Source organism: Rhodanobacter ginsengisoli, assembly GCF_042657065.1.
GTDB lineage: Bacteria > Pseudomonadota > Gammaproteobacteria > Xanthomonadales > Rhodanobacteraceae > Rhodanobacter > Rhodanobacter ginsengisoli.
Genome location: NZ_JBHSNF010000001.1, coordinates 121,812 through 147,699, shown reverse-complemented (window position 1 = coordinate 147,699; position 25,888 = coordinate 121,812). Strand labels below are relative to the sequence as shown.

The window sequence follows — 25,888 nt, the reverse complement described above, 5'->3', positions numbered from 1 at the left end:
CGACCGCCCCGAGGTTCCCATGAAACACACGCTCTCGATCCTGCTGCAGAACGAATCCGGCGCCCTGGCCCGGGTCGCCGGGCTGTTCGCCGCGCGTCACTGCAATATCGATACGCTCACCGTGGCCGCCACCTCGGACCCGGCGATTTCGCAGCTGACCCTGGTGCTGCAGGGCGACGACGCGATGCTTGAGCAGATCCTGCGGCAGACGCGCAAGCTGATCGACGTGCTCGATGCGCGCACGCTGTCGCTGGTCAACAATGCGCAGGAGGATCGGCCCGTCCTGGCCGGCCGACCATGAACTGCCCGGCCACCCACCTCGATTCGGTCGCCGTGGAGGCGGACGCGCCGATCGGGGCCGCGGAAGTGCTGGCGCGTGCCCGGAGCGCGCGGGTCTACGACGTCGCCCGGGTGAGCCCGCTGGACGAGGCGCCGCTGCTGTCCGCCCGGCTCACCCGTCGCGTCCTGCTCAAGCGCGAGGACCAGCAGCCGGTGTTCTCGTTCAAGCTGCGCGGCGCCTACAACCGGATGGTGCAGCTCGACGCCGGTCAGCGCGCGCGCGGGGTGATCGCCGCCTCGGCCGGCAACCATGCCCAGGGCGTGGCGCTGGCGGCGGCCCGGCTCGGTATCCAGGCCACCATCGTGATGCCGGTGACCGCGCCGCAGGTGAAGGTCGACGCGGTGCGGCGGCTCGGTGGCAACGCGGTGCAGATCGTGCTGAGCGGCGACTCGTACAGCGACGCGCAGGCGACGGCGGCGCAGCTGCAGGCCGAGCGCGGCAGCCTCTTCGTGCATCCGTTCGACGACATCGACGTGATCGCGGGCCAGGCCACGGTCGGGCTGGAGCTGCTGCAACAGCACCCCGGGCCGCTGCAGGCGGTGTTCGTGCCGGTGGGCGGCGGCGGACTGCTGGCCGGCATGGCGGCCTGCATCAAGTCGTTGCGGCCCGAGGTGCAGGTGATCGGCGTGCAGATGGTCGACTCGGACGCGATGGCGCGCTCGCTGGAGGCCGGCGAGCGGGTGCTGCTGGGCGAGGTCGGCCTGTTCTCCGACGGCACCGCGGTGAAGCAGGTCGGCTCACTCAACTTCGCACTGTGCCAGCGCCATGTCGACGCGATGCTGCGGGTGGACACCGACGAAATCTGCGCGGCGATCCGCGACATCTATCAGGAAACCCGCAGCGTGCCGGAGCCGGCCGGCGCGCTGGCGCTGGCCGGACTGAAGCAGTACGCCGCGGCCCATCCCCCGGCCGAAGGCGCACTGGTCGCGGTGGTCTCCGGCGCCAACATGAACTTCGACCGGCTGCGCTTCGTCGCCGAACGCGCCGAGCTCGGCGAGCAGCGCGAGGCGATATTCGCGGTGACCATCCCGGAGGAGCGCGGCAGCTTCCGCCGCTTCTGTGCCGCCCTGGGCAAGCACAGCATCACCGAGTTCAACTACCGCATCGGCGATGCCAGCTCGGCGCATATCTTCGTCGGCGTGCAGATTGCCAGCCGCGACGAACGCGAGGCGCTGGTGGCGGCGTTCCAGGCGCAGGCCTTCGACGTGCTCGACCTCACCGACGACGAGCTGGCCAAGCTGCATCTGCGCCACATGATCGGCGGGCGCTCGCCGCTGGCGCGCGACGAGCTGCTGTACCGCTTCGAATTTCCCGAGCGACCCGGCGCGCTGGTGCGTTTCCTCGACCAGCTCCACCCGGACTGGAACGTCAGCCTGTTCCACTACCGCAACCATGGGGCCGATTACGGCCGCATCCTGGTCGGCATCCAGGTGCCCGCGCATGAACTCGTGCTGTTCCAGCGCTTTCTCGCCAGCCTGGGCTACCCGCATCGCAACGAGAGCGACCACCCGGCCTATCGCCTGCTGCTGGGCAGTTGAGCCGCCTGGCCACGCCACCCACTCAGAACAGGTCGATCGCGCCCGGGGCCATAGTCTGGCCCACCGCGCCGGAAGCCCTCAGGCTCTCGTAGCCGTACGTGCTGTTGCGACCGTTGTTCTTGGCGAAGTACAAGGCCTTGTCGGCGCGATCGAGCACGCTGGCAGGATAGTCGTGCACGCCGACGTGGGCGTAGCCGATGCTGACGGTGACCAGGCCGACCTGGGGAAAGGCGTACTCGGCGACGCGCTGGCGGAAGCGCTCGAGCACGGCATGCACCGTGGCCTCATCGGTCGCAGCGAACAGGATGACGAATTCTTCACCGCCAAAGCGGAACAGCACGTCGCTGCGGCGGAAGCAGGCACGCATCTGCTGGGCCAGCAGCAGGATCACCTCGTCGCCATAGATATGCCCGTAGGTGTCGTTGATGTGCTTGAAATGGTCGATGTCGAGAATCGCCAGCCATACCTGCGGCGCTCCCGCGGACGACGGGCCGGGCCGGGAGGGCTCCGGCTCCGCCACCGGGGGCTGCGTCGATTCATGCTGCTGCAGCAGCCGCTGCAGCTGACGCTCCAGGCTGCGCCGGTTGTACAGCCCGGTCAGCTTGTCGCGCTCGCTCTCCTGCAGCAGGCCGGTGTAGTTGGAGTAGATCCGCGCAAAACCATCGACGAGAGGGCGGCTGGTAGCGGGAGGCATGCAGCTGTCCAGCTCCAGCGCGCCGATCGCACGACCATCGCGCAGCATCGGCACGGTCAGGCGATGCATGCCATGGATCATTTCGGTGTGGACTTCCAGCTGCTCCATGCAGCGATTCACTCGCTCCAACGCGGGTTCGGCCGCATGCGGCTCGATCGCCCGCAATTGATAGTGACCCTGTTCGTCCAGCGCGCACTGCACGATGCTGTCCACGTGAGTACCGCCAACGGCCCGTTTCACCAGGGACACGCTCTGCGCCGACGACAACTCGGCCAGCGACAGCGCCAGGCTGTGATCGAGGGCATCGATATCGCGATGATGGGTGAACGCCGCCACCGAATCGAGCAGGCGCGAATGCGCGAACAGGCTGGCTCCTGCCGCAGGAGCGGCCGCGAGGGGCACGGCCTTGCTCACGGCATCATCGGCAGCTTCAGGGAAAAACGACGACGCGGAATCCCTTTCAGTTGTTTCGCACTCGACCATCGGTGTTCCAGGCGCCGGGACCGTGACGCTGGTCCCGCGCTTGCGCGGCGCCATCCAATGCGGTGTCGCCCAACCGAGCTATCGGCCGCTGCGCGCCGGGCTTTAGCCGTCCGGCGCCGACGGCTGCCGCATGGAGCTCCCGCGAGTGACCCATCGCGCGGTTCGGGGCGCTTCGGCGCGCTAGACTCCACTGCATGGCCCCTACTTCCCGCAAACGCCAGCGGCGCAGCGCCGCGCCTCCATCCACCGCCCGGCCGCGGCCCGGCATGCCAAAGCCCGCCAGCGGGACCTCCGCGCAACCGGCCGACAGTTCCAGCCACGCCACGCGGGTGCTGCACTGGCTGCTGCGCAAGCTGCCGCCGCGCTATCGCGAGAAGGCCCTGGATTACCTGGTACTGACCCGGATGGATCGCCCGGTCGGCGCGCTGCTGTTGCTGTGGCCGACCTGGTGGGCGCTGTGGCTGGCGGCCGGCGATTTCCCGCCGTGGAAGCCGTTGATCATCTTCACCCTGGGCGTGTTCGCGATGCGAGCGGCCGGCTGCGCGATCAACGACTACGCCGATCGCAAGCTCGACCCGCAGGTGGCGCGCACGGCCGAGCGGCCGATCGCCGCGGGCCGGGTCAGCCCGCGCGAGGCCTTGCTGGTGTTCGCCGCGCTGCTGCTGTTCGCCTTCGTGCTGGTGCTGTTCACCAACCGGCTGACCATCGAGCTGTCGTTCGCCGGCGCCGCGCTGGCCGCGCTGTACCCGTTCAGCAAGCGCTACACCTACATGCCCCAGGTGGTGCTGGGCGCCGCGTTCGGCTGGTCGATCCCGATGGCGTTCGCGGCGGTGTCGAACACGGTGCCGCCGCTGGGCTGGCTGCTGTTCATCGGCAACATCCTCTGGTCGGTGGTCTACGACACCGAATACGCGATGGTCGACCGCGAGGACGACCTCAAGGCCGGCGCGAAGTCCACCGCGATCCTGTTCGGCGACGCCGACCTGCCGATCCTCGGCATGCTGATGGGCACGTTCCTGCTGGCGATGCTGTTCGTCGGCCAGCGCGCCGCGCTGGGCTGGCCGTACTGGCTCGGCCTGCTGATCGCCGCCGGGCTGTTCGGCTACCAGCACTGGCTGATCCGCGACCGCCTGCGCGACGCCTGCCTCGCTGCGTTCCGCCACAACAACTGGTTGGGCCTGACCCTGTGGGTCAGCATCGTGCTGGCGCTCGCGCTGCGCTGATACCACCTGTAGGAGCGCACCCTGTGCGCGATGCTTTTGGCGTCGTGACGAAAGGCGTCGCGCACAGGGTGCGCTCCTACGCGCTCCTACCTCGCGGTGCTCGTGCCAGCGCCCACACGTCGATCCTCGCCACGCCCGCGCGCCTGAGCACCCGCGCGCACTCGGCCACGGTCGCACCGGTGGTCATCACGTCGTCGAGCACAGCCACATGTGCGGGTAGCACGGTCCCCTCTCGCAGCGCGAAGGCGCCGCGGACATTTCGGCGGCGATGGGTTGCGTCGAGCTCGGTCTGTGCCTCGGTGGCGCGTATCCGTTGCAGCAGATCGTGACGCATCGGCACACCCAGCCGGCGCGCCAGCGGCCTGGCCAGTTCCAGCGACTGGTTGTAGCCGCGCCGGCGAAGCCGGCTGCGGTGCAGTGGCACCGTCAGCAGCAGTTGCGGCGACACGGTCGGGCAGGGCTCGCGCTGCCACAGTGTGGACAGCACGCGGCCGGCCGCCAGGTCGGCGCCGAATTTGTAGCGGGATTCCAGCCGATCCAGTGGCCAGCCATAACGGAAAGGCACCCACGCCGCATCCCACGGTGGCGCCCGGCGCACACATTCGCCGCACAGCGGCGCCGCGCTCGCCAGCGGCAGCGCGCAACGGGCACAGCAAAGGCGGTTGCGCGGCAGTTCGGCATTGCAGTCCGCACAGAGGTCGAGGCCATCGGCGCCCGCCGCGCCGCACAGCAGGCAACGCAGTGGCAGCACGAAATGCCGCCAGCCTTGCCAGAGGGTCATCAGCGCCTCCGTGCGCATGTCCGCTCAGCCGGCCGGCTTGTACAGCGCGGCGTCGAGGATCGACCACAGGTGGATCAGCCAGCCGAGCAGCACGATCCACAACAGCGCGGCCAGCACGAACATGATGACCGCCATCAACAGGCGTCCCTGCACCAGCTGGCCCAGTCCGGGAATGAAGAAGCTGCAGATGGCTGCGAGCACGTTGCCGGTACTGCCCTGTCCTTCACTCATGCCATCCGCTCCCCATCCGCCATGCCGATGCCCCGATGGTAGCGGCTGCACGGCGATCATGCCTCGTCAACCATTCCACCGCGTATCGAGTTGACACGCCCCGGGCCGGCTTCCACACTTCCGCGCCTCACGTCCGGGAGTTGCCGTTCCATGCTCGACACCACCATCCGCCACGACTGGACCCGCGCCGAGGTGGCCGCGCTGTTCGACCTGCCGTTCAACGAGCTGCTGCATCGCGCGCATCAGGTGCATCGCGCGCTCCATGACCCGAACGCGGTGCAGGTGTCCACCCTGCTCTCGATCAAGACCGGCGGCTGCCCCGAGGACTGCGCCTACTGCCCGCAGGCGGCGCGCTACGACACCGGCGTGGCGGCGCAGAAGCTGATGGAGATCGACGAGGTGATGGAGCGCGCCCGCGCGGCCAAGGCCGCCGGCGCCAGCCGCTTCTGCATGGGCGCCGCCTGGCGCGGCCCGAAGGACCGCGACATCCCCAAGGTCGCCGCGATCGTCAGCGCGGTGAAGAGCCTGGGCCTGGAAACCTGCGCCACGCTGGGCATGCTCGGCGACGGCCATGCGCAGGCGCTGAAGGACGCGGGGCTGGACTACTACAACCACAACATCGACACCGCGCCGGAGTTCTACGGCGAGATCATCCACACCCGCGAATACCAGGACCGCCTGGGCACGCTGGAGCAGGTGCGCGACGCCGGCCTGAAGACCTGCTGCGGCGGCATCGTCGGTATGGGCGAGACGCGCGACCAGCGCGCCGGCCTGCTGCAGGCGCTGGCCAACCTGCCCGCGCATCCGCAGTCGGTGCCGATCAACCAGCTGGTGCCGGTACCCGGTACGCCGCTGGCCAACGCCGACAGACTCGATCCGTTCGAGTTCGTGCGCGCGATCGCGGTGGCCCGGCTGCTGATGCCGGCCTCGGTGATCCGGCTCTCCGCCGGGCGCCAGCAGATGGACGATGCGGTGCAGGCGCTGTGCTTCTTCGCTGGCGCCGGCTCGATCTTCTACGGCGAGAAACTGCTGACCACCGGCAATCCGGACGTGGCGGCCGACCGCGCGCTGTTCCGCCGCCTGAACCTGCATCCGATGGAAGTGGTCGAACACGCCGGCACCGTGCATGCCGACATCATGCAGACCGACGACGCGGTGGCGGGCCAGGCGGGTTGCGGACAGGGTTGTGGCTGCTCGACCGCGGCCTGACCTGCTGCAACGTCTGGCCGTCCAGACGGCCGAACGCGAGCAGGCCCACCTGCTGCGCCGACTGCGCACGATCGAACAGGCCGAAGGCCCGTGGCTGCAGACGGGCGGCCGGCGGATGCTGTCGTTCTGCAGCAACGATTATCTGGGGCTGGCCCGGCACCCGCAGCTGATCGCCGCACTCACCCGCGCGGCGGCGCAGGAAGGCGTCGGCAGCACCTCCGCGCACCTGATCTGCGGCCACCGCGCCGGGCACGCGCGACTGGAACAGGCGCTGGCCGCGTGGACCGGCCGCGAACGGGCGCTGCTGTTCTCGACCGGCTACATGGCCAACCTCGGCGTGCTGCAGGCGTTGCTGGCACCCGGCGATATCTGCGTGCAGGACAAGCTCAACCACGCCTGCCTGATCGACGGCGCGAAGCTCGGCGGCGCCGAACTGAAGCGCTATCCACATGCCGATGTCGGCGCCGCCGCACGCCAGCTGGGCAGCCGTCCCGGCGCCGCCGCGCTGCTGGCCACCGATGGCGTATTCAGCATGGACGGCGATGTGGCGCCGCTGCGCGAGTTGGCGGCCTTGTGTGCGAAAGAGCAGGCCACCCTGCTGGTCGACGATGCCCACGGCCTGGGCGTGCTCGGCCCGCGCGGCGCCGGCAGCGTCGGCGCCGCCGGCCTGGGCCAGCACGAGGTGCCGCTGCTGATGGCCACGCTGGGCAAGGCGCTGGGCTGCGCCGGCGCATTCGTGGCCGGACCGGCCGCCTTGATCGACGGCCTGATCCAGTTCGCGCGGCCATACATCTACACCACCGCGATGCCGCCGGCGCTGGCTGCCGCCGCGCTGGAAGCGGTGCAGCTGGCGCAGGCGGAAGACTGGCGGCGCGACCGGCTCGCCGCCCTGATCGCGCGCTTCCGCCGTGGTGCCGAGCAGCTCGGCCTGCCGCTGATGGCCTCCACCAGCGCGATCCAGCCGCTGCTGCTGGGCCACGCCGACGCGGCCGTGGCGGCGATGCAGGCGCTGGACGCGCAGGGCCTGCTGGTCAGCGCGATCCGTCCGCCCACCGTGCCGGCGGGGCAGGCGCGGCTGCGCATCACGCTCTCGGCCGCGCACGAGGAAGACCACGTGGACCGCCTGCTGGGCGCGCTGGAAACCCTGCGGTTGCCCCGCCGTTCAAGCTGATCCCGACCCGCCACGTATAATGCCCCGCTTGCTTCCGCGATACCCACGCATGTCGATCGTCAACATCTCCGCCTACAAGTTCATCAGCCTGGACGACCTGCCCGCGCTGCGCGAGCGGCTGCTCGAGCGCTGCGAGGCGCTGGCGCTGAAGGGCACGATCCTGCTGGCGCCGGAGGGCATCAACCTGTTCCTGGCCGGCTCGCGTGAGCAGATCGACGGCTTCATGGCGAGCCTGCACCAGGACGCGCGCTTCGCCGATATCGAGCCGAAGGAATCGCTGTCCGACCGCGTGCCGTTCGGGCGCATGCGGGTGCGGCTGAAGCGCGAGATCATCACCATGCGCCTGCCCACGATTCGCCCCGAGGGCGGTCGCGCACCGGCGGTCGACCCGGCCACCTTGCAGCGCTGGCTGGACCAGGGCCACGACGACGCGGGCCGCGAGGTCGTGCTGCTGGACACGCGCAACGACTACGAAACCGACGTGGGCAAATTCCCGCAGGCGATCGACTACCGACTGGCCAGCTTCACCGGCTTTCCCGCTGCCATCGCCGCCGACCGCGCACGCTACGAAGGCAAGACCGTGGTCTCCTACTGCACCGGTGGCATCCGCTGCGAGAAGGCCGCGCTGCACATGCGCGACCTGGGCATGCAGCACGTCTACCAGCTCGAAGGCGGCATCCTGAAATACCTGGAGCAGACACCGGCCACGCACTGGCAGGGCGGCTGCTTCGTGTTCGATGAGCGGGTGGCGGTGGACCAACAGCTGCGACCCGCGGCTCTGCCCCCTCTCCCCTGCGGGGAGACGACTGCATGGATGCAGGAGGTAGAGCAATGCAGGGAGCAATTGCCGAGGGCTGGGGTGAGGGGCCACGCTGGCGATGAGGCTGGATCGGAGCGTGCTTCGAGCAACTTCCCCGCGAGCACCCGCCCCTCACCTCAATCCTCTCCCCAAGGGGGAGAGGAAGCGAACGCAACAAGCGCGGCGCCTGATGGAGTCACGGCATGACCCTGCATATCGACCGACGTGGAAACGGCCCGGTGCAGCTGGTGCTGATCCACGGCTGGGCGATGCACGGTGGCGTGCTGCGGCCGCTGGTCGAGGCGCTGGCCGAGCGCTGCACGATGCATGTGGTCGACCTGCCCGGGCACGGCTATTCGCGCGACTGCGGCCTGCCGCTGGAGCCGCACGCCTGCGTGGCGGCGATTGCCGCCGCGACGCCGCCGGCGATCTGGCTGGGCTGGTCGCTCGGTGGACTGGTGGCGCTCACCGCCGCGCTCGATCTGCCGCGGCACGTGCAGGCGCTGGCGATGCTGTGCGCCACGCCGAAGTTCGTGCGCGACGCCGGCTGGCCGCATGGCAGCGATGGCGCGCTGGTGCACCAGCTGGCCAGCGACCTGGAAACCGACTACCGCGCCACGCTGGATCGCTTCCTGACGCTGGAGACCCTGGGCAGCGCCGATCCGCGCGCCGAATTGCGCCAGCTGCGCGAGCTGGTGTTCGCCCGCGGCGAGCCGGACCTGCGCGTGCTGCAGGAAGGCATCCACCTGCTGGAGAGCAGCGATCGCCGCGCGGCCCTGCCCGACCTGGCCGTGCCCAGCGCATGGATTGCCGGACGCCGCGACCGGCTGGTGCCGCCGCAGGCGATGGCCTGGTCGGCCAGCCAGTGCGGCGGGGACTACCGCGAGATTCCGCAGGCCGGCCACGCGCCGTTCTTCGGCCACGTCGAGGCGCTGGTGCAGGCGCTGGAGCCACTGTTCGCGGGGCAACGCGCCGGCCTTGCTTCCATGAGTTTTTCCGATGAATGAATTCCATCTCGACCGCCGCCAGGTGCGCCGCAACTTCAGCCGGGCGGCGACCACTTACGAACAGCACGATGTGCTGCAGCGCGAAGTGCAGACCCAGCTGCTGGAGCGGCTCGATTTCTACAAGGAGCAGCAGCCGGCGCGGGTGCTCGACGTGGGCGCCGGCACCGGTCGCGGCAGCGAGCTGCTGAAGCAGCGCTACCCCAAGGCCGAGGTGATCGCGATGGATCTGGCGCTGCCGATGCTGCGCGCCGCCAAAGCGCACAGCAGCTGGCGCCGGCCGTTTGCGCGGGTCTGCGCCGAAGCCAGTGCGCTGCCGCTGGCCGACCACAGCGTCGACGTGCTGCATTCCAACCTGTGCTTCCAGTGGATCGACGACCTGCCCGCGCTGTTCGGCGAATGCATGCGCGTGCTGAAACCCGGCGGCCTGATGGTGTTCTCCAGCTTCGGCCCGGACACGCTGAAGGAACTGCGCGCGGCCTGGGCCGAGGCCGACCAGCAGCCGCACGTGAGCCGCTTCCTGGACATGCACGACGTGGGCGACGCGATGCTCGCCGCCGGCCTGCGCGACCCGGTGCTGGACGTGTTCCGCTACACCCTCACCTACAGCGAGCCACGCAAGCTGCTGGTGGAATTGCAGGGACTGGGCGCCACCAATGCGGACCAGACCCGCGGGCGCGGCCTCACCGGCAAGAGCCGTTACCGCCGCATGCTGGCCGCCTACGAGACGATGCGCGAGGACGGCCGCATCCCGGCGACCTGGGAAGTGGTCAGCGCGCATGCGTGGGGTGCGCCGGTGGGCCAGCCGCGACGGGTCAGCGGTGGCGGCGAGATCGCCAGCTTCTCGATCGACAGCCTGCGCGGTTCGCGCCGCTGAACCGATCCGCGCCGCGCATCGGTTGATGCGTGGCGCGGCGGATGCTCAGGGCCGCTCTTGCGATGCTTCGGAGGCCTGCTGACGGAGCTGATCCGCAGCCGGCACCTTCACCGCGGCCAACCCGGCGCTGCGCAGACTGCGATCGAGCGCGGCCAGCTCGTTCTGGCGGATTCCCTGCCACAGCGCCAGGGCCTTGCCGTAGCGCGCCTCGCCGGCCGCAGCCACCTGGCGCTGGCCGTCGGTGGGGGCGCGGTCGGCGCCTTCCACGTCGGTGGCGATATCGGTCAGGCCGTCGTTGATCGCGCGCAGGTTGAGCGCGTTCTCGCCGCCGCCGCTGACCAGCGGCGCGGTCTGCTGCAGCAGCGCCTCGACCGACTGGCGCTGCGCGGCGTGGGCGGCATCGCCGGTCAGCTTCGCATCCAGTGCGGTCAGCTGCTCGCGCACGGCCTGCACTTCGCCGTAGCTCTGCCACACCTTCAGCAGGCTGGCGCCGAGGTCGCGCGACAGGGCCAGCCCGGCGCTCAGGTCAGCCCGGCTGACCCGGGTTTCGCGCGGGTCCATCGTCACCACCAGCGGCGCCCGATAGGACTTGCCGTCGACCTGCAGCACCAGCTGGTAGGTGCCGGGCAGTGCCAGCGGCCCCTCCGGTGTCACCGGGGTATCCGAATCCCAGCTGGTGGAAATGCTGTAGCCGTACTTGATCGCCTGCGGGCGCAGGTAGCGCAGGTCCCACACGAAGCGATGCGCGCCGGCGCTGGCCGACAGCGGGGCGCCGGGGCGCAGCCAGCCCTTGGCGAAGTAACGATCGGCGTCCAGCTCGGCCGGCCGGTCGGCGCTGGAGAAACGCCGCACCAGCGCGCCCGCGCTGTCGCGGATCTCCAGCGTCACCGGGCCTTTCGCCGCGTGGGCGAGGCGGTAGTCGATCACCGCGCCGGCCGGCGGGTTCTGCCCCAGCGGGGTTTCCGGCGGCAGCGGGGTGTCCTTGTTCTCGTTCGCGCGCACGCGCACGGCCGGGGCCGGCGTATACAGATGCGCCGGGGCGCGGGCGATCGCGGCGCTGACCTGGCGCAGCGGCGTCACGTCGTCGAGCACCCAGATCGCGCGGCCCTGGGTCGCCACGATCAGGTCGTTGCCGTGCACCAGCAGGTCGCGCACCCAGGCGGTCGGCAGGTTGCGCTGCAGCGACTGCCAGTGGCCGCCATCGTCGAAAGAGACGAACACGCCCTGGTCGGTACCCGCATACAGCAGGCCGGCGCGCACCGGATCGGCGCGCACCACATCGACGAAGCTGGTCTTCGGCAGGTTGGCGGAAATCTCGGTCCAGCTGGCGCCGTAATCGTGCGTGCGCCACACCTGCGGGCTGAAGTCGTCCCGCCGATGGGTGTCGACCGCGGCATAGGCGGTGCCCGGCTTCAGCGCGGAAACATCCAGCGTGCTGATCTTGGCCCACACCCGCAGCCCCTTCGGGGTCACGTCGTGCCAGCTCTTGCCGCCGTCGCGGGTGAGCTGGACCAGGCCGTCGTCGGTACCGACCCAGATCTCGTCGTTGTCCGACGGCGAGGGCGCGATGCTGTAGATCACGCCGTAGCCGCAGTCGCGGGCCTCGGCCGCGCTCGGGTTGCCATCGCAGTGCGTGGCGCCGGCGCGCTTGCCGTTCAATGCGGGGCTGATCACGTCCCAGTGCTCGCCCTGGTCGGTGGTGCGGAACAGCACCTGCGCGCCCATGTACAACGGATACGGCGGCTTCGCCGCGAACGCGATCGGGGTAATCCAGGTGTAGTGGTACTTGTAGTCGGTGGGCCGCTCGCCGTAGCTGTTGACCGGCCACGGCGTCACGTTCTGCACCACGCCGGTCTGCCGGTTCCAGCGCGACACGCGCCCGCCCAGGCCGGAGCCGAACACGATGTTGGCGTCGGCTGGATCGGGCAGGTCGTAGTCGCGCTCGTCGCCACCGACCGGGTGCCAGTCGCGGAAGCTCAGCGCGCCGTAGTCGCTGCGGCTGGCGAGGCCGACCGTGCCGGAATCCTGCTGGCCGGAATAGATCCAGTACGGGAACTCGTTGTCGGTGGCGAGGTGGTAGAACTGGCCGGTGGGCTGGTTGTACCAGCTGCTCCAGCTCTCGCCGCCGTTGAGGGTGACTACCGCGCCCTGGTCGCTGGCGGTGATCATGCGGCGCGTGTCGTTCGGGTTGATCCACAGGTAGTGGTAATCGTCGCCGCCGGGCGCGCCCTTGAACACCTCCCAGCGCTTGCCGCCGTCGCTGGAGACGCGGATCGACTGGCCGGCCGAATAGATCCGGTCGCGATCCTTCGGGTCGACCGTGATGCGGCTGAAGTAATCGTTGGCCAGCCAGTCGGCGTGGCTGGTTGCCTGCCAGCTGGCGCCGCCGTCGTCGGACCGGTAGAGGCCGCTCTGCGCCGGTGCGCCCGCGTCATTGACCACCGCGTAGATCCGGCCGCCGCTGGCGGTGGCGATACCGATGCGACCGAGCTCACCGGCGGGCCAGCCCTTGCCGCCCAGGCGCGTCCAGCTCACGCCGCCATCGCCGGATCGATACAGCGCGCTGCCCGGCCCCGCGTTCGGCTGGAAGTACGACAGCCACGGGTAATTGCGCACCTGCCACGCCGCCGCGTAGACGATCGCGGGGTTGGCCGGGTCGGCCGCCATGTCGACGATGCCGGTGTTGTCGTCGATGTACAGGGTCTGCGTCCAGCTCTTGCCGCCATCGGTGGAACGGAATACCCCGCGCTCGTGGTTCGGCCCGAAGTAGTGGCCCAGCGCCCCAACCAGCACGGTGTCCGGATGCCGCGGATCGACCAGGATCCTGCCGATATGCCGGGTCGCCTCCAGCCCCACGTGCTGCCAGTGCTTGCCGCCATCGGCCGAGCGATACACGCCGTTGCCCGCGCCCACGTCGTAACGCGCGGCCACCTGGCCGGTGCCGGCGTAGACCACGTTCGGGTCGGACGGCGCCACCGCCAGTGCGCCCACCGACGAGGCCGGCTGATGATCGAACAGCGACTGCCAGGTGCGGCCCGCGTCGTTGCTCTTCCACACCCCGCCTCCGGCGGTACCGATGTAGAACGTATCCGGCTGCGCCGGCACCCCCGCCGCCATCGTCGCCCAGCCACCGCGGAACGGCCCGAGCTGACGCCATTCCAGCGCACCGGTGACGCTGGCGGGGATCGGCGCTTCGGCCGCATGAAGCTGGCTGGCGGCAGACAAGACGAATGCGCTGATCAACGCGACGGAACGGAATGCATGGCGAATCGGCATGAAGACACCTTCAACTGGCGATGGCTGAAACGAGTTGCTGACGATACTCCGCGAGATCCCCGCGGTGTTCGGATCATGGTCAAGCTGGCGCGGATGGCAACTCGAAATCCAGCAGCGCGCTCTCGACCAGGCTGCCCAGGTAGACCATGCCATGACGGCGACAGGCGCCGGACCGTTGCCGGGTCTGCCAGCCCACTCGGGGTTCGATCGATCAGAACGTGTAATTGAGCGAGGCGCCGACGCCGTAGTCCGGGCTGCCATTGGCCATGCCGGCGAGCGCGTAGCTCTGCAAGCGGAAACCGTGGCTGAACTTGTGCTTCCAGTAAGCCGCCACTTCGCTTTGCGTTGCACCCCCCACGGAGATGCGCTCGCGGTAGCTGTAATACATGCCCAGATGGTCGTTGCCCGCCACCCGATAGTCCACGCCCGCGTTGGCATTCATGCCGTTCTTGAGCTTGATGTACGGCGAGCTGCCATAGCTCATCCAGCCCACGCCGCCGAACGGCGTCCACTTGCCGAGGACCTTGTAGCTGTCCACGGAAAGGCCGTAGTCGTTCTGGCCCGTGCCCAACCCCTTGTTGACGTCGGCCGTACCGAATTTCACCTTGCCGGTGAGATCGAGAGCGAAGCTGCGGTCGGCGCTGGACAGCAGTGCATAGCCGGCCGAGGCCACGACATCTCCAAACCCGGAAGCCGACGTGGCGGCCCTCGATGTGCTGCCGCCGCTGGAGGACCCACCGCCCAGAAGATCGCCCAGGCCGCGCCCCAGCGGATTGCTGTTGTCGACCGGGCCGGTGCCGGGGATGACGCTACCCGAACCACGGATGTGGACATACGGGACGGTGAGCGTGAGGGTCCAGCGGTCAGTCCGGTAAGCGGCCGTGAAAGGGGCCGACCAGATATCGGTGGTGGTGTCGCCGCCATAGTCGCCGCTACTGAAGTTGGCGCCGGTGTCGATACTGAAGTGGTTGGTCGCGTGTGCGATCGGCACGCCGATCAGCAGCAGGCTGCCGAGCAGCATCCGGCTCGTGTACTTGTGCATGCCGCGGGTCTCCCTGATGAATTCACGGGGCGGGCCCGGCTTCTCGCCGGGCCCGCAAGGGCACTGGGTCGGGGTAGATCAGCCGGCCGGACCGCCAGGCGATCGGGACGCCGATGGGTCAGTGCTGCTGCGCGCCGGCATCGGCGCTCGCACCACCATCGGCCTGCGCCGACGCGGAGATGCCATCCCGCGCCGAACCGTGGACGCCCGCCCGACCGCTGGCGTGGCCCGCGCCGGTCGCAGTGGACTCCGCGCCTGCGGCGGGCGTTGCCCGGGTGCCAACCGCACTGCCGGCGTGACCGCTCGCGTTGCCGCTGGCAGCGCCCGAACCCGACAAGTCGACCGGGGCGTGTGACAACGCCGTTTTCGCTGATTGCACGCCGGTAGCGGCCGTGCCCCGGGCGGCATGCACCGAACGCTGCGCGCGGCCGGACGCGTTGCCGGCTGCATCCTGCACCCGGCTCACTGCGCCCCGCGCCCCACTCTTCGCGCCCGAGGCGGCGGCACGCGCCCGACCGAGTGCCTGACCTGCGCTGCTGGAAGCGGCATCGCGCGCGGCGGCGGCATCGATTCCGCCAGCCGCGGAGCTGCCCAGGGCAGCCGCACCGTTCAGCGCGGCATCGCCGTTCGGCCCGGCGCTGGCACCGGCCGCCCCGGTGAGTCCGGTGGCGGTGGCGGCGACGGCCGAGCCATGCGCCTGGCCGACGTCACGCGTTGCTGTGTCCGTCGCCGACGCAGCGACCGAAGAGGCGCGCCCGCGCAGGCGTTCAGCGCGATGCTCCGCGCCCACGCGGTTGATGTCGGGTACATTGACTTGTCCCGCGCCATGCACGGCACCACCGATCTGGCCACCGACCTGGCCCATCGCGGAATTCATCGGGCTGGTCAGCCCACCACCCAGTCCACCGCCGAGCGCGCCGCCGCCCAGCACCTGGGCATGCACGGGCACGACGATCGCCAGCGCAAAGGCACCCGCGATCAGGGTCTTGTTGAGGGTCTTGTTGAGGGTCTTGTTGAGGGTCTTGTTGTTGAGGGTCTTGTTTCGCATGAGGGGACCTCCTGCCGGCGGTACATCCGCGGCTTGCAAGGTCCATTACGTCCGGGCTCCCGGGATCCTTCCCTGGCACAAGACCACATTCGGTTTTCGTTCAGTCTCAGGGTGACAGCAGGCCGTAGCCGTAGCGCGGGTCCCGGCCAGGAGCGCCGAGATCGCGGGCCTCGCTGGCCAGACGCTGCACGACCCGGGCGGCGGCACCCTGGCGCGGCGCGCTCAGCAACTGGGCGGCCCTGCGCGCCACGATCGGTGACGCGAACGAGGTGCCGCGCATCGCATGCCGGCCGTTGCCGACCAGACCCGACGCGCAGAAGGCGACCTGGTCGCCACTGCCCGACTCGGGCAGCACGCGATCGTGTGCATCGACACCGCTGACCCCGATCACGCCCGGATAGGCCGCCGGAAACAGCGGCGGCGCCGCCGGTCCATCGTTGCCGACCGCCGCGACCAGCACATGCCCGCGCGCGATCATCGCCTGCACGGCGCGCGCGAGTACCGGGTTGTCGGGACCGACCAGGCTGATATTGATCACCGGCACCCCTTCGCGTGCCATCCAGGCCAGCGCGTCGACGAGATTCGAGGTGGTGCCGCCGACCTTGTCGCCACACCACAGGTCGGCGGCGTACAGCGTGTCCGGATCACCCTCGACGAGGCGCGCGGCCACCGCAGTGCCATGCCGCGATATCGCCGCCGTCGCGCAGCCATGCTCTTCCATGCTTACATGCGCCAGCGCCGGGTCGGCCGGGTCGACGCCGCCGTCGATCAGTCCCACCCGCCGCGGCATCGCCGTGGACGGCGTGGTTGCCGAAGTGTTTTCGCCGACGGCATGCCCATCGCCCGCGGGCAGGTACAGGTGCTGGTAGGTGAACGCCGCAGACGGCACCGCCTGCCGCAGGGCACGCATCGCCCTGGCCTCGCTGCGCCCGCGGGTGTCGTGCAGGACCACCAGGTTCAAACCCAGCGATGCGTCTGCAGGAGACGGGGTATCGGCGGTAAAACCTTGCGCCTGCAGTGCCGCCAGTTGCGCGGGCGTCGGATCCATTACCAGGAATTCCCCGCGCAGCACCGGATTGCCGTGCGGGTCTATCGCCACGCGCCGGGGTTCCTCCCGCCGCAAGGCATCGATTTGCAGCTGTCGGGTCAGCGCCCGGGTCGAACGCAGCAGGTCGTCGAGACGCGGCATCGGCGCGACGGAAGGCAGGCCGGGCAACCCCACACCTGGTATCTGCGCGCCCGGCAAACCCCGCACCGCACCGAGCACTTGCGCCCCCGCAGGCGCCGCACCGAGCAAGGCGAACCCGATGACCAGCAACGAGATATGCAACGAAGATGGGCGCGGCATGGGCATGACGAACCTGATCGGAAGCGGAGAGCCCGGATGCTAGCATTGAGCGAATTTACGCTTCCGAACCGCGCCACCAGGTGCGAGGGAAGGAATTGCTCCCCTCAAACGTACTGGAAAGGTCATACGTGGATCCGAGCCAAACCGTGCGCGAAGGATTGCTCCCGCTGCTGCCTCGCTTGCGTCGCCTGGCGCGGGCCCTGGCAGGTCAGGTCGCCGACGCCGACGATCTGGTGCAGCTCGTGCTGGAGCGCGCACTGGCTCGGGCGGAACAGTGGCGGCCGGACGCCGCGCTGGACAAATGGGTGTTCGCGATTGCGCGCAACGCCTGGCGGGATGAACTGCGTGGGCGCGGCCGGTCGCAAAACCTGTTCGCGCCCGAGGAAGCCGGAGTCACTGCAGCAGACGGCGCCAGTACACCCGCACAGACGCTGGATCTGGCGGCGGCGCTGGCGACGCTGCCGCCGGATCATCGCGAGGTGGTGGCGCTGGTGCTGGTCGAAGGACTGTCGTACAGCGAGGCCGCCGAGCTGTTGGAGGTGCCGGTGGGAACCGTCACCAGCCGTCTGGCGCGTGCCCGCGCCTCCCTGCAAGCCCATCGTGGGAAGGACGCATGAATCCGATCGACGACGACACATTGCAGGCCTACGTGGATGGCGAGCTCGACGCGGCGGGCGCCGCGCGGATCGACGCCGCGCTGGCGCACGACGATGTGCTTGCCCGCCGAGTGCAGCAGGCGCGCGCATTGCGTGCGCAGCTCAAGGCCGCGTTCGATCCGGTACTCGACGAGCCGGTGCCGGCACATCTGTCCGCCTTGTTGCGGCCGACCTCCGCGCAAGCCACCCCTGCACCGGCAGCTCACCCGACGCACTCCGCCCGCCGCGGATTTGGCGCAGGCCGGCATCGCGCCCGGCGTCGCTGGTGGGTGCCGGGCGCCGCGGTGGCCGCGTCGATTGCCGTGCTCGCGGTGGCGCTGTGGTGGAAGCAGGGTAACGAGCTGGTACGAGTGCACGACGGCCAGCAATTCGCGGCGGGCGCGCTGTCGAGGGCGCTCGACCAGGACCTGGCCAGCGCCCCCGATCCGCATGCGTCGATCGCCATCGGCCTGAGTTTCCGCAGTGCCGATGGCAACATCTGCCGCACCTTCGTCCAGCGCACCCGGCCAGCAATGGCCGGGCTCGCCTGCCATGAGGCAGCCGGCTGGTCGCTACCCGTGATCAGCGCGGCTGAAAAGCCGGCGGGCGGCGAACTGCGACAAGCGGCGAGTGCGCTGCCACTGGCCGTGCAGGCGGCGGTCGATGCGCGCATCCGGGGCGAGGCGTTCGATGCGCAGCAGGAGCGCGCCGCACGTGATGCCGGCTGGCGCTGAGTCCGCGACCAGCGCGCGACCGGCTGCTGTTCCGGGTCGATGCGTGCGCCGCGCAAGCATCGACGATCACAGCGCCAGGCGCACTCCCGCATACCAGGAACGCCCCAGCGCCGGCTCCAGCCCGGTCTGCCAGACGCGGTCGTAGTACCGACGATCGGCGAGATTGCTGACGCCGGCGAGCAGGGTGAGGTGGCGGTTGAGCTGCCAGTCGCCGGCCAGATCCAGCACGGTGTAGGCCGGAATGCGCGCAGGCAGGTAGCTGTCGCCGCTGCCGCGCGACTGGTCGGAATCCTGCCAGTATTGCGCGGCCGAGGAGACCGCGGTGAGGCTGAGCTTGAGGCGCTGTTCCACGCGCCAGGTCACACCGGCCTTGAGCAGATGGCGCGGTGCGTAGGCCGGGGTCTTGCCGACCTGGCCGGGGATCGCGCTGGCAGTGAATCGCGCATTCAGCAGGCTGGCGCTGATGAACGCTTCCAGATGCTCGCCATGCTCGGCCCGTGCGCTGCGCGCCAGCAAATCGTAGTTGAGCTGCCCCTCGAAACCGCGGCTGCGGGTGTCGCCGCTGTTCACCTCGATCACGTCGGTGGCGTTGATGTGCTGCGCCTCGATGCGGTTCCTGAAGTCGATCCAGAACACGCTGACGTCGTAGTACAGGCCGGTCACCGGCACGCCATGCACACCCAGCTCGTACGACAGCGACTTCGACGGATCGGGCGCGTGGCCGGGCACGATGTTGGCGAACGGCGAGGCCATGTCGAAGTAGCGCAATGGACGCCAGCCCTGCGACACGTTGAAGTAGGTCTCGTTGCCGTGGCCGAAGTCGTTGCCGATGCCCAGCCCGAACAGCGGCACCGTGCGCGCGTCTGCCTCATGAATCAGCGGACGGCTGAGGAACGGCGGCCTGACGCTTTCGTCGACCGCCACCCGCTCATGCTCCAGCCGCACCGACGGCACGATGTGGAAGCGATGCGGCAGGCGGAACACGTTCTCGGCGAACACCGCCGCATAGTCGGAACGGCGCGACTGCCGCAGTCGCGGCGTGCCGCTGCGGTCGTAGTGGTCCGCGTAGAGATTGCTGCTGGTCCACTGCCGGAACGGATCGTCACCGTGGAACAGCGTGGTGCCGACGGTGAAGGCGTTGCCCTGGCCCCACTTCCTGCGCAGGCGCAGGTCGGCGCCGCCGGTGCGGAACTGCTCGTCCTGCACGGTGGTGCTGCTCGGTGGCGGCTGCGGCGCCAGCGCCCCGCTGGCCGAGCGGCTGGCCAGATCCTGATACGCGAACCACAGCTTGCCCTCGAACAGCCAGCCGTCGGCGAACTCGTGGCGGTGGCCGAGCACCAGCTGGTCGCGGCTGACCCAGTCGCGGTTGTATGGCGTCGGCGTGGCCCGCGGGTTGACCTGCCACTGCGGATAACCCAGCCGGCCGGCATCGCCGGAGGCCGCGTCGATCACATGCAGGTCGAGCCACCACAGCTGCCTGTCGTCCGGGCGATAGCCGACGTACAGATCGGCCTGGCGCATCTGCGAGCCGGCGTTCGGACGGCTGCCGTCGCTGCCTACATAGGCGGCATCGGCGCGATAGGTCCAGCGCCCGCGGCTGCCCTCGACCGCGTTGTAACTGGAATACAGCCCGTGGTTGCCGACCACCTGCTCGCTGCTGACGGCCAACGGGGCGCCGAGGGCGGGACGGCGCGACACCAGGTTGATCACCGGCGCCGGCTCGGGCCCGTACAGCAGGCTGGAACCGCCGCGGATCAGCTCGACCCCGGACAGGCCCTGGGTCAGCGGCATCGCGTACAGGGTGGGAAAGCCGATCCAGTCGCTTTGCAGCGGAATGCCGTCCTGCATCACCAGCACGTATTCCGATTCCTGCGGATTGCCCAGGCCGCGATAGCCGAGGTTGAACTGGGTCGGCGTGGGCTGCTGCGACACCTGCACCCCGGGCGAGCGCGCCAGCAGCTGGTCCAGGTTGTTGCCGATCACCGTGGGCTGGTCGGCCAGATGGGTCACCGTGGTTTTCTTGGTCACGGTGATCCTCGTGCCGTCGACCTCGGGCAGCATGTGTTCGAGCTTGGCCTTGAGCGTCTCGCGCCAGCTCTCGGCATGCACGTCGACCGGCGCCAGCTCGGTCGACGATTTCGTGGCGGATGACGCCGCCTGCTGCGCCGGTGCCGCGGCGGAGACGAGCGCCAGGGCGACAGCCAGCGGCAGCAGAGCGTGGCGCGAAATCGACATGCGTAACCCCGATAAAAGTCCAGCCGCACGTTATCACCCAGCGCGCGGCGATCCGCCATAGGCCAGAGGTTTACCCGCCGCACCGTCGCCTGGCGCCCGCCAGACGCGTAGTCTTCGCAGCTGTCGCATCGCTCCACCGTTGCGCAGGGGCACATGTGACGTCCTGGTCGGCCGCGATGCGGCCAGCCGCAGCCCGCTGCCGGCGGGTGACACCAGAGGGAGGTCTGGTTCCATGCGTATGTCCATGCTGCTGTCCGTTGCCGCACTGTTCGTCGCCACCTCGGCCCATGCGCTGAGTCCCGACGAGCTGGTGGCGAAGAATCTCGAGGCCCGTGGCGGCCTCGACAAGATCCACGCGATCACCACGCTCAAGCTCGAGGGCAAGATGCGCATCGGTGGCCAGTTCGAACTGACGTTCGCGACCTACCAGAAGGCGCCGGACTCGATCCGCAACGAGGCCACCATCCAGAGCCTGACCCAGGTGCAGGCCTGGGACGGCAAGGACGCGTGGCAGATCTCGCCGTTCCAGGGTCGGCGCGATCCCGAGAAGATGTCCGACGACGACGCCCGGCCACTGGCCGACGACGCCGCGATCGGGGGCCCGCTGGTCGACTGGAAGGCCAGGGGCAGCACGCTCGACTACCTCGGCACAGAGGACATCGACGGCACCGAGGCGCACAAACTCAAGGTCACCCTGAAGAACGGCGACATCGAATACGTCTATCTGGATCCGGATTACTTCCTCGAGATCCGCACGGTCAGCCAGCTGACCGTGCGCGGCACGCATGTCGAGTCGGTCACCGACTACGGCGACTACGAGAAGATCAACGGCGTGTACTTCCCGTTCTCGATAGCCAGCGAGACCAAGGGCGGCGGCGATTTCGGCAAACAGCAGCTCACGGTGACGAAGGCCGCGGCCAATGTGCCGATGGACGACAGCCTGTTCACATTCCCGGCCAGCACCGGAACCGGCCACGGAACGGAAGGAGCGAAATGATGAAACAGTTCAATCGCAAACCCGTCGCGAGCCCGATCCTCGCCCTCGCCCTCGGCCTGATACTTGCCGCCGGCGTCTGCAGCGCCGCACCGGCGCAGCCCAAAGCCGCTCCCGCCCGTTTCGATGCCGGCGCGATCTCCGGTCTCGGCGCCCGCAATATCGGCTCGGCCACGATGAGCGGGCGCATCGCCGCGCTGGCGGCGATGCCGGAGAAGGACGGCAAGCTGCTGATCTACGTCGGCGCGGCCAGCGGCGGCGTATGGAAGTCCAGTGACGGCGGCACCACGTTCAAGCCGGTGTTCGACAAGCAACCGGTGCAGTCGATCGGCGACATCGCCATCGACCCGACCCGGCACGACACCGTGTGGGTCGGTACCGGCGAGTCGTGGACACGCAACACGGTGTCGATCGGCGACGGCATCTACAAGTCCACCGACGGCGGCGAGAGCTGGTCGAACATGGGCCTGAAGCATTCCGAGCGCATCGCGAAGATCGCGATCGACCCGCACGACGGCAACACCGTGTACGCCTGCGTGCCGGGCAAGCTGTGGAGCGATTCGGCCGATCGCGGCCTGTACAAGACCAGCGATGGCGGCAAGTCGTGGAAGCTGGTACTGAAGGGGCGCAACCTGTCGACCGGTTGCGCCTCGGTGGCGATGGATCCGAAGGACCCGAACGTGCTGTTCGCCGGCATGTGGGATTTCCGGCGCAAGGGCTGGACCTTCCGCTCCGGCGGCGAATCGCCCACCACACCCTCGGCCAGCGGGCTGTTCCGCTCCGGCGACGGCGGCAAGTCGTGGACCGAGATCACCAGCAGCGCCAACAAGGGCTTCCCGACCAAGCCGTTCGGCCGCATCGCGGTGGCGGTGGCGCCTTCGAACCCCTCGATCGTCTACAGCCTGGTCGAATCGACGAACTCCGCGCTGTACCGCTCCGATGACGGCGGCAAGACCTGGCAGGCGCGCGACAAGAGCCAGCTGATGGTGTGGCGGCCGTTCTACTTCGCCAATCTCATTGTCGACCCGACCGACCCGGAGCGCGTGTTCAAGCCCGACCTCAACCTGATCCAGAGCCTCGACGGCGGCAAGAGCTTCGCCAACGTCGGCGGCGGCAGCCACGGCGACTCGCACGTGGTGTGGATCGATCCGCGCAACACGAAACGGATCATCGTGGGCGACGACGGCGGCCTGTGGTACTCGCAGGACGGCGGCAACAAATGGTGGAAGGCCAACAACCTGCCGGTGTCGCAGTTCTATCATGTGAGCGTGGACAACGCCGACCCCTACCGGGTCTACGGCGGCCTGCAGGACAACGCCTGCTGGGTCGGCGACTCGGCCTATCCCGGCGGCATCGCCAACGCGCAGTGGGAGAACTTCTGCGGCGGCGACGGCTTCTGGATGTTCGACGACCCGGCCGACCCGGACTACATCTACATGGAGACCCAGGGCGGCACCGTCACCCGCGTGAACCGGCACACGCACGAGGCGCGCGACATCCAGCCCAGGCCGAACTACCACGAGAAGCTGCGCTGGAACTGGAACACCCCGATCGCACTGAGCCCGCACGAGAAGGGCACGATCTACATGGGCGCGCAGTTCCTGTTCCGCTCGCGCGATCACGGCCAGAGCTGGGATCGCATCTCGCCCGACCTCACCACCAACGACCCGAAGAAACAGCAGCAGGAGAAGTCCGGCGGGGTCACCGTGGACAACTCCTACGCCGAGACCTACACCACGATCTATTCGATCAGCGAGTCGCCGCGGCAGGCCGGGCTGATCTGGGTCGGCACCGACGACGGCAACCTGCAGCTGACCCGCGACGACGGCAGGCACTGGAGCAACGTGGTGCACAACATCCGCGGCCTGCCCGCGGGCGAGTGGGTGTCCTGGGTGCAGGCCGACAACGTCGATGCCGGCACCGCCTACGTCGCGTTCGACCGGCACAGCTTCGGCGACATGGCGCCGTACATCTACAAGACCACCGACTTCGGCAAGTCGTGGACCGCGCTGGTGACGCCGAAGCAGGACAAGGGCCTGCGCGGCTACGTGCACGTGGTCCGGCAGGATCCGCTCAAGCCGAACCTGCTCTACGCCGGCACCGAATTCGGGCTGTGGATCTCGATCGACGGCGGCACGCACTGGGCGCAGTTCAAGGGCGGCGACTTCCCCGCCGTGGCGGTGCGCGACATCGCGTTCCAGCAGCGCGACGCCGCGCTGGTGCTGGCCACCCACGGCCGCGGCATCTGGATCGTGGACGACATCACGCCGCTGCGCGCGATGGATGCGAAGGTGTTGGACAGCGAGGCGACCTTCCTGCCCTCGCAACCCGTCCAGCAGCGCATCCAGGCCTACGGCGGCTGGCCCGGTGGCGACGCCGCGTTCGTCGGCCCGAACCCGACCAACGGCGCCGTGATCACCTACTACCAGCGCAGCCGCCATCTGTTCGGCAAGCTGACCATCGAGGTGCTGGACAGCCAGGGCAAGCTGATCGACACGCTGCCGGCCAGCGTGCGGCGCGGCATCAACCGGGTGCAATGGTCGATGCAGACCAGCGCGCCGCGGGTGCCGCCCGCCGCGCAGATCGCCGGCAATTCGGTGATCGGTCCGCGCGTGGTGCCCGGCATCTACACGGTGCGCATGACCAAGGGCAAGGACGTGTTCCAGACCCGGCTCACGGTGGAGCTGGACCGGCGCGACACCTTCTCGGTCGCCGACCGGCAGGCCCAGTTCGATGCGGCCACGCGGGTCAAGCGGCTGTTCGGCGACATGAGCGACCTGGTCGCGCGGATCAACGCGGTGCGTGCAGCGGCGGATGCCGAAGCTGCCTCGCTGCCGGCAAAGGATGCCACCCGCAAGCAGCTGGCCAGCCTCAGCGACGAGGCCAACGCGATCCGCAAGAAGATCGTGGCCACTACCGAGGGCGGCGCGATCACCGGCGAGGAGCGCCTGCGCGAGCACACCGACCAGCTGTACGGCGCGATCATGTCGTACGAGGGTCGTCCCACCGACTACCAGATGAGCTACATCGACACGCTGACCCGCGAACTGGGCGACGTGCAGAAGGCGTTCGCCGATTTCCAGCGCGGCGCGCTGGTCGAGGCCAATGCCGCGCTGAAGGCGCATCGGCTGAAGGAGATCAGCGTGCCGGCAACGATGCCCGAACAGGACGGCGAATCCGGTGGCGGCAAGGAAGGGCTGGAAGCGCTGATGCGCGGAATGGAGCGCGACTGAGGTTTTGGCAGCCGCCCCGCCGGTTCTCCCCGGAGTCACTTCGCTCCGGGGAGAACAACGGTCCTCACATCAATGCCATGAGGATCCGCGACCGGCTCGCGCACCGCGCCGCGCACGGTCTTGCAGCATCGGGAACCGACCCGCTTGACGTGATGGCGTGCCCTTTTCATGCTGCCTGCCAACCCGTACGTAGCCAACCGAAAGACATGAAGATCAATGCAGCGCTGGACCAGCGTGTCGTGGTGCAGTCACTCGACCTGCCCTGGGTGGATTCCCCGGCCGCGGGCATCCAGCGAAAGATGCTCGAGCGCGATGGCGCCGAAGTGGCGCGCGCCACCTCGATCGTGCGCTACGCCCCGGGCAGCCGCTTTGCCACGCACCTGCATCAGCTGGGCGAGGAGATCCTGGTCCTGGATGGCTTGCTTGGTGACGAGCACGGCAGCTACGGGCCAGGCACCTACCTGAAGAATCCGCCGGGATCGTTGCACGCCCCGTATTCCGAAACCGGCTGCACCCTGCTGGTGAAACTGCGCCATCTGGATCCAGCCGACAGCGAACGCGTGGTGGTGGATACAGCGCGGGCATCCTGGTCGCCCGGACTGGTGCCGGGTCTGTCGGTGCTGCCGCTGTCCGAGTTCGGCACCCGGCACACCGCCCTGGTGCGTTGGGCGGCAGGAACACGATTCCAGCCCCATCGCCATTACGGCGGCGAGGAAATCTATGTGATCGAGGGTGTCTTCGAAGACGACTTCGGCACCTACCCCGCCGGCACCTGGATACGCAGCCCGCACTTGAGCGCCCACCAGCCATTCAGCGAGCAGGGCTGCGTCATCTTCGTCAAGACCGGCCATCTGCCGCCGACGGAGCCGACGCAGGCAAGCGCATGACGCCGTGATCGCCGAGGGACAGCGAGCCTCGCTGATTCGACCGAAGCCTTCCAGCGCCGCCATCGCACCAGCGTTCCCGTGCGCCCTCGAAGATGCGATGGTCGTC

Annotated in this window: 20 protein-coding genes and 1 pseudogene; 13 read left to right on the top strand and 8 right to left on the bottom strand. The window is 69.1% G+C overall.

Features of this window, described 5'->3' with window-relative positions; genetic code table 11:
- Positions 1 to 19 precede the first annotated feature (19 nt).
- Complete coding sequence (gene ilvN, locus ACFPPA_RS00615) at positions 20 to 301, top strand: acetolactate synthase small subunit (protein WP_377316246.1); 282 nt, start codon at positions 20 to 22, stop codon at positions 299 to 301.
- Positions 298 to 1,878 (top strand): threonine ammonia-lyase, biosynthetic, encoded by a 1,581-nt coding sequence (gene ilvA / locus ACFPPA_RS00610; RefSeq protein ID WP_377316244.1) that lies wholly within the window; start codon positions 298 to 300, stop codon positions 1,876 to 1,878. The genes ilvN and ilvA overlap by 4 nt, the downstream gene beginning before the upstream one ends.
- A 22-nt stretch (positions 1,879 to 1,900) precedes the next feature.
- Here ilvA and ACFPPA_RS00605 read toward each other — a convergent pair whose 3' ends face one another.
- Positions 1,901 to 2,986, bottom strand: a complete 1,086-nt coding sequence (locus tag ACFPPA_RS00605) for a GGDEF domain-containing protein (RefSeq protein ID WP_377316242.1) — start codon at positions 2,984 to 2,986, stop codon at positions 1,901 to 1,903.
- 398 nt (positions 2,987 to 3,384) lie between these two features.
- Between ACFPPA_RS00605 and ubiA the strand changes: the two genes are divergently transcribed.
- Positions 3,385 to 4,278, top strand: a complete 894-nt coding sequence (gene ubiA / locus ACFPPA_RS00600; protein WP_377319410.1) for a 4-hydroxybenzoate octaprenyltransferase — start codon at positions 3,385 to 3,387, stop codon at positions 4,276 to 4,278.
- 76 nt (positions 4,279 to 4,354) lie between these two features.
- Here ubiA and ACFPPA_RS00595 read toward each other — a convergent pair whose 3' ends face one another.
- On the bottom strand, positions 4,355 to 5,059 hold the full coding sequence (locus tag ACFPPA_RS00595) for a ComF family protein (RefSeq protein WP_377316240.1): 705 nt from the start codon (positions 5,057 to 5,059) through the stop codon (positions 4,355 to 4,357).
- A gap of 24 nt (positions 5,060 to 5,083) precedes the next feature.
- A complete protein-coding gene (locus ACFPPA_RS00590; protein ID WP_377316238.1) occupies positions 5,084 to 5,290 on the bottom strand; it encodes a hypothetical protein in 207 nt (68 codons plus the stop codon).
- Between the two features lie 150 nt (positions 5,291 to 5,440).
- Here ACFPPA_RS00590 and bioB point away from each other — a divergent pair, with 150 nt between their 5' ends.
- The 5 genes and pseudogenes from bioB (at position 5,441) to bioC (ending at position 10,350) form a co-directional block, all read left to right on the top strand.
- Positions 5,441 to 6,499, top strand: a complete 1,059-nt coding sequence (gene bioB, locus ACFPPA_RS00585; RefSeq protein WP_377316236.1) for a biotin synthase BioB — start codon at positions 5,441 to 5,443, stop codon at positions 6,497 to 6,499.
- Positions 6,417 to 7,670 (top strand): 8-amino-7-oxononanoate synthase, encoded by a 1,254-nt coding sequence (bioF, locus tag ACFPPA_RS00580; RefSeq protein WP_377316234.1) that lies wholly within the window; start codon positions 6,417 to 6,419, stop codon positions 7,668 to 7,670. The genes bioB and bioF overlap by 83 nt, the downstream gene beginning before the upstream one ends.
- A 49-nt stretch (positions 7,671 to 7,719) precedes the next feature.
- Positions 7,720 to 8,457, top strand: a pseudogene (locus ACFPPA_RS00575) (sulfurtransferase); the annotation flags it as partial.
- Between the two features lie 215 nt (positions 8,458 to 8,672).
- The gene (gene bioH, locus ACFPPA_RS00570; protein WP_377316232.1) at positions 8,673 to 9,476 is read left to right on the top strand and encodes a pimeloyl-ACP methyl ester esterase BioH; all 804 of its coding nucleotides are present in this window, start codon (positions 8,673 to 8,675) and stop codon (positions 9,474 to 9,476) included.
- A complete protein-coding gene (gene bioC / locus ACFPPA_RS00565; protein ID WP_377316230.1) occupies positions 9,469 to 10,350 on the top strand; it encodes a malonyl-ACP O-methyltransferase BioC in 882 nt (293 codons plus the stop codon). The genes bioH and bioC overlap by 8 nt, the downstream gene beginning before the upstream one ends.
- A gap of 45 nt (positions 10,351 to 10,395) precedes the next feature.
- On the opposite strand, the gene ACFPPA_RS00560 is transcribed toward bioC, so the two are convergent.
- The 4 genes from ACFPPA_RS00560 to ACFPPA_RS00545 form a co-directional block, all read right to left on the bottom strand.
- Complete coding sequence (locus tag ACFPPA_RS00560) at positions 10,396 to 13,626, bottom strand: WD40/YVTN/BNR-like repeat-containing protein (RefSeq protein ID WP_377316228.1); 3,231 nt, start codon at positions 13,624 to 13,626, stop codon at positions 10,396 to 10,398.
- A gap of 211 nt (positions 13,627 to 13,837) precedes the next feature.
- Positions 13,838 to 14,668, bottom strand: a complete 831-nt coding sequence (locus tag ACFPPA_RS00555) for a transporter (protein ID WP_377316226.1) — start codon at positions 14,666 to 14,668, stop codon at positions 13,838 to 13,840.
- A 118-nt stretch (positions 14,669 to 14,786) separates the two neighbouring features.
- On the bottom strand, positions 14,787 to 15,716 hold the full coding sequence (locus tag ACFPPA_RS00550) for a hypothetical protein (protein WP_377316224.1): 930 nt from the start codon (positions 15,714 to 15,716) through the stop codon (positions 14,787 to 14,789).
- 106 nt (positions 15,717 to 15,822) lie between these two features.
- Positions 15,823 to 17,064, bottom strand: a complete 1,242-nt coding sequence (locus ACFPPA_RS00545; RefSeq protein WP_377316222.1) for a S8 family serine peptidase — start codon at positions 17,062 to 17,064, stop codon at positions 15,823 to 15,825.
- A 146-nt stretch (positions 17,065 to 17,210) separates the two neighbouring features.
- On the opposite strand from ACFPPA_RS00545, the gene ACFPPA_RS00540 reads away from it, so the two are divergent.
- Complete coding sequence (locus ACFPPA_RS00540) at positions 17,211 to 17,681, top strand: RNA polymerase sigma factor (RefSeq protein WP_377316220.1); 471 nt, start codon at positions 17,211 to 17,213, stop codon at positions 17,679 to 17,681.
- A complete protein-coding gene (locus ACFPPA_RS00535; RefSeq protein ID WP_377316218.1) occupies positions 17,678 to 18,433 on the top strand; it encodes an anti-sigma factor family protein in 756 nt (251 codons plus the stop codon). Before ACFPPA_RS00540 ends, ACFPPA_RS00535 begins: the two co-directional genes overlap by 4 nt.
- A 66-nt stretch (positions 18,434 to 18,499) precedes the next feature.
- On the opposite strand, the gene ACFPPA_RS00530 is transcribed toward ACFPPA_RS00535, so the two are convergent.
- Positions 18,500 to 20,668, bottom strand: a complete 2,169-nt coding sequence (locus ACFPPA_RS00530) for a TonB-dependent receptor family protein (RefSeq protein ID WP_377316216.1) — start codon at positions 20,666 to 20,668, stop codon at positions 18,500 to 18,502.
- Between the two features lie 232 nt (positions 20,669 to 20,900).
- On the opposite strand from ACFPPA_RS00530, the gene ACFPPA_RS00525 reads away from it, so the two are divergent.
- The 3 genes from ACFPPA_RS00525 to ACFPPA_RS00515 all read left to right on the top strand — a co-directional run bounded on the left by ACFPPA_RS00525 (position 20,901) and on the right by ACFPPA_RS00515 (position 25,782).
- Complete coding sequence (locus ACFPPA_RS00525; RefSeq protein ID WP_377316214.1) at positions 20,901 to 21,665, top strand: LolA-like protein; 765 nt, start codon at positions 20,901 to 20,903, stop codon at positions 21,663 to 21,665.
- Entirely contained in the window at positions 21,665 to 24,895 is a 3,231-nt protein-coding gene (locus ACFPPA_RS00520; protein ID WP_377316212.1) for a WD40/YVTN/BNR-like repeat-containing protein, read from the top strand. The genes ACFPPA_RS00525 and ACFPPA_RS00520 overlap by 1 nt, the downstream gene beginning before the upstream one ends.
- Positions 24,896 to 25,101: 206 nt before the next feature.
- On the top strand, positions 25,102 to 25,782 hold the full coding sequence (locus ACFPPA_RS00515) for a cupin domain-containing protein (RefSeq protein WP_377316211.1): 681 nt from the start codon (positions 25,102 to 25,104) through the stop codon (positions 25,780 to 25,782).
- The last annotated feature ends 106 nt before the right edge of the window (positions 25,783 to 25,888 follow it).

Excerpts from the sequence above, each read along its gene's own strand:
- ACFPPA_RS00555 (WP_377316226.1), bottom strand. The coding sequence starts at position 14,668 with ATGCACAAGTACACGAGCCGGATGCTGCTCGGCAGCCTGCTGCTGATC.
- ACFPPA_RS00545 (WP_377316222.1), bottom strand. The coding sequence starts at position 17,064 with ATGCCGCGCCCATCTTCGTTGCATATCTCGTTGCTGGTCATCGGGTTC.
- ACFPPA_RS00560 (WP_377316228.1), bottom strand. The coding sequence starts at position 13,626 with ATGCCGATTCGCCATGCATTCCGTTCCGTCGCGTTGATCAGCGCATTC.
- ACFPPA_RS00535 (WP_377316218.1), top strand. The coding sequence starts at position 17,678 with ATGAATCCGATCGACGACGACACATTGCAGGCCTACGTGGATGGCGAG.
- bioH (WP_377316232.1), top strand. The coding sequence starts at position 8,673 with ATGACCCTGCATATCGACCGACGTGGAAACGGCCCGGTGCAGCTGGTG.
- ACFPPA_RS00525 (WP_377316214.1), top strand. The coding sequence starts at position 20,901 with ATGCGTATGTCCATGCTGCTGTCCGTTGCCGCACTGTTCGTCGCCACC.
- bioB (WP_377316236.1), top strand. The coding sequence starts at position 5,441 with ATGCTCGACACCACCATCCGCCACGACTGGACCCGCGCCGAGGTGGCC.
- ACFPPA_RS00590 (WP_377316238.1), bottom strand. The coding sequence starts at position 5,290 with ATGAGTGAAGGACAGGGCAGTACCGGCAACGTGCTCGCAGCCATCTGC.
- ACFPPA_RS00520 (WP_377316212.1), top strand. The coding sequence starts at position 21,665 with ATGAAACAGTTCAATCGCAAACCCGTCGCGAGCCCGATCCTCGCCCTC.
- ilvN (WP_377316246.1), top strand. The coding sequence starts at position 20 with ATGAAACACACGCTCTCGATCCTGCTGCAGAACGAATCCGGCGCCCTG.
- ACFPPA_RS00550 (WP_377316224.1), bottom strand. The coding sequence starts at position 15,716 with ATGCGAAACAAGACCCTCAACAACAAGACCCTCAACAAGACCCTCAAC.
- ilvA (WP_377316244.1), top strand. The coding sequence starts at position 298 with ATGAACTGCCCGGCCACCCACCTCGATTCGGTCGCCGTGGAGGCGGAC.
- bioF (WP_377316234.1), top strand. The coding sequence starts at position 6,417 with ATGCCGACATCATGCAGACCGACGACGCGGTGGCGGGCCAGGCGGGTT.
- ACFPPA_RS00515 (WP_377316211.1), top strand. The coding sequence starts at position 25,102 with ATGAAGATCAATGCAGCGCTGGACCAGCGTGTCGTGGTGCAGTCACTC.
- bioC (WP_377316230.1), top strand. The coding sequence starts at position 9,469 with ATGAATGAATTCCATCTCGACCGCCGCCAGGTGCGCCGCAACTTCAGC.
- ACFPPA_RS00595 (WP_377316240.1), bottom strand. The coding sequence starts at position 5,059 with ATGACCCTCTGGCAAGGCTGGCGGCATTTCGTGCTGCCACTGCGTTGC.
- ACFPPA_RS00530 (WP_377316216.1), bottom strand. The coding sequence starts at position 20,668 with ATGTCGATTTCGCGCCACGCTCTGCTGCCGCTGGCTGTCGCCCTGGCG.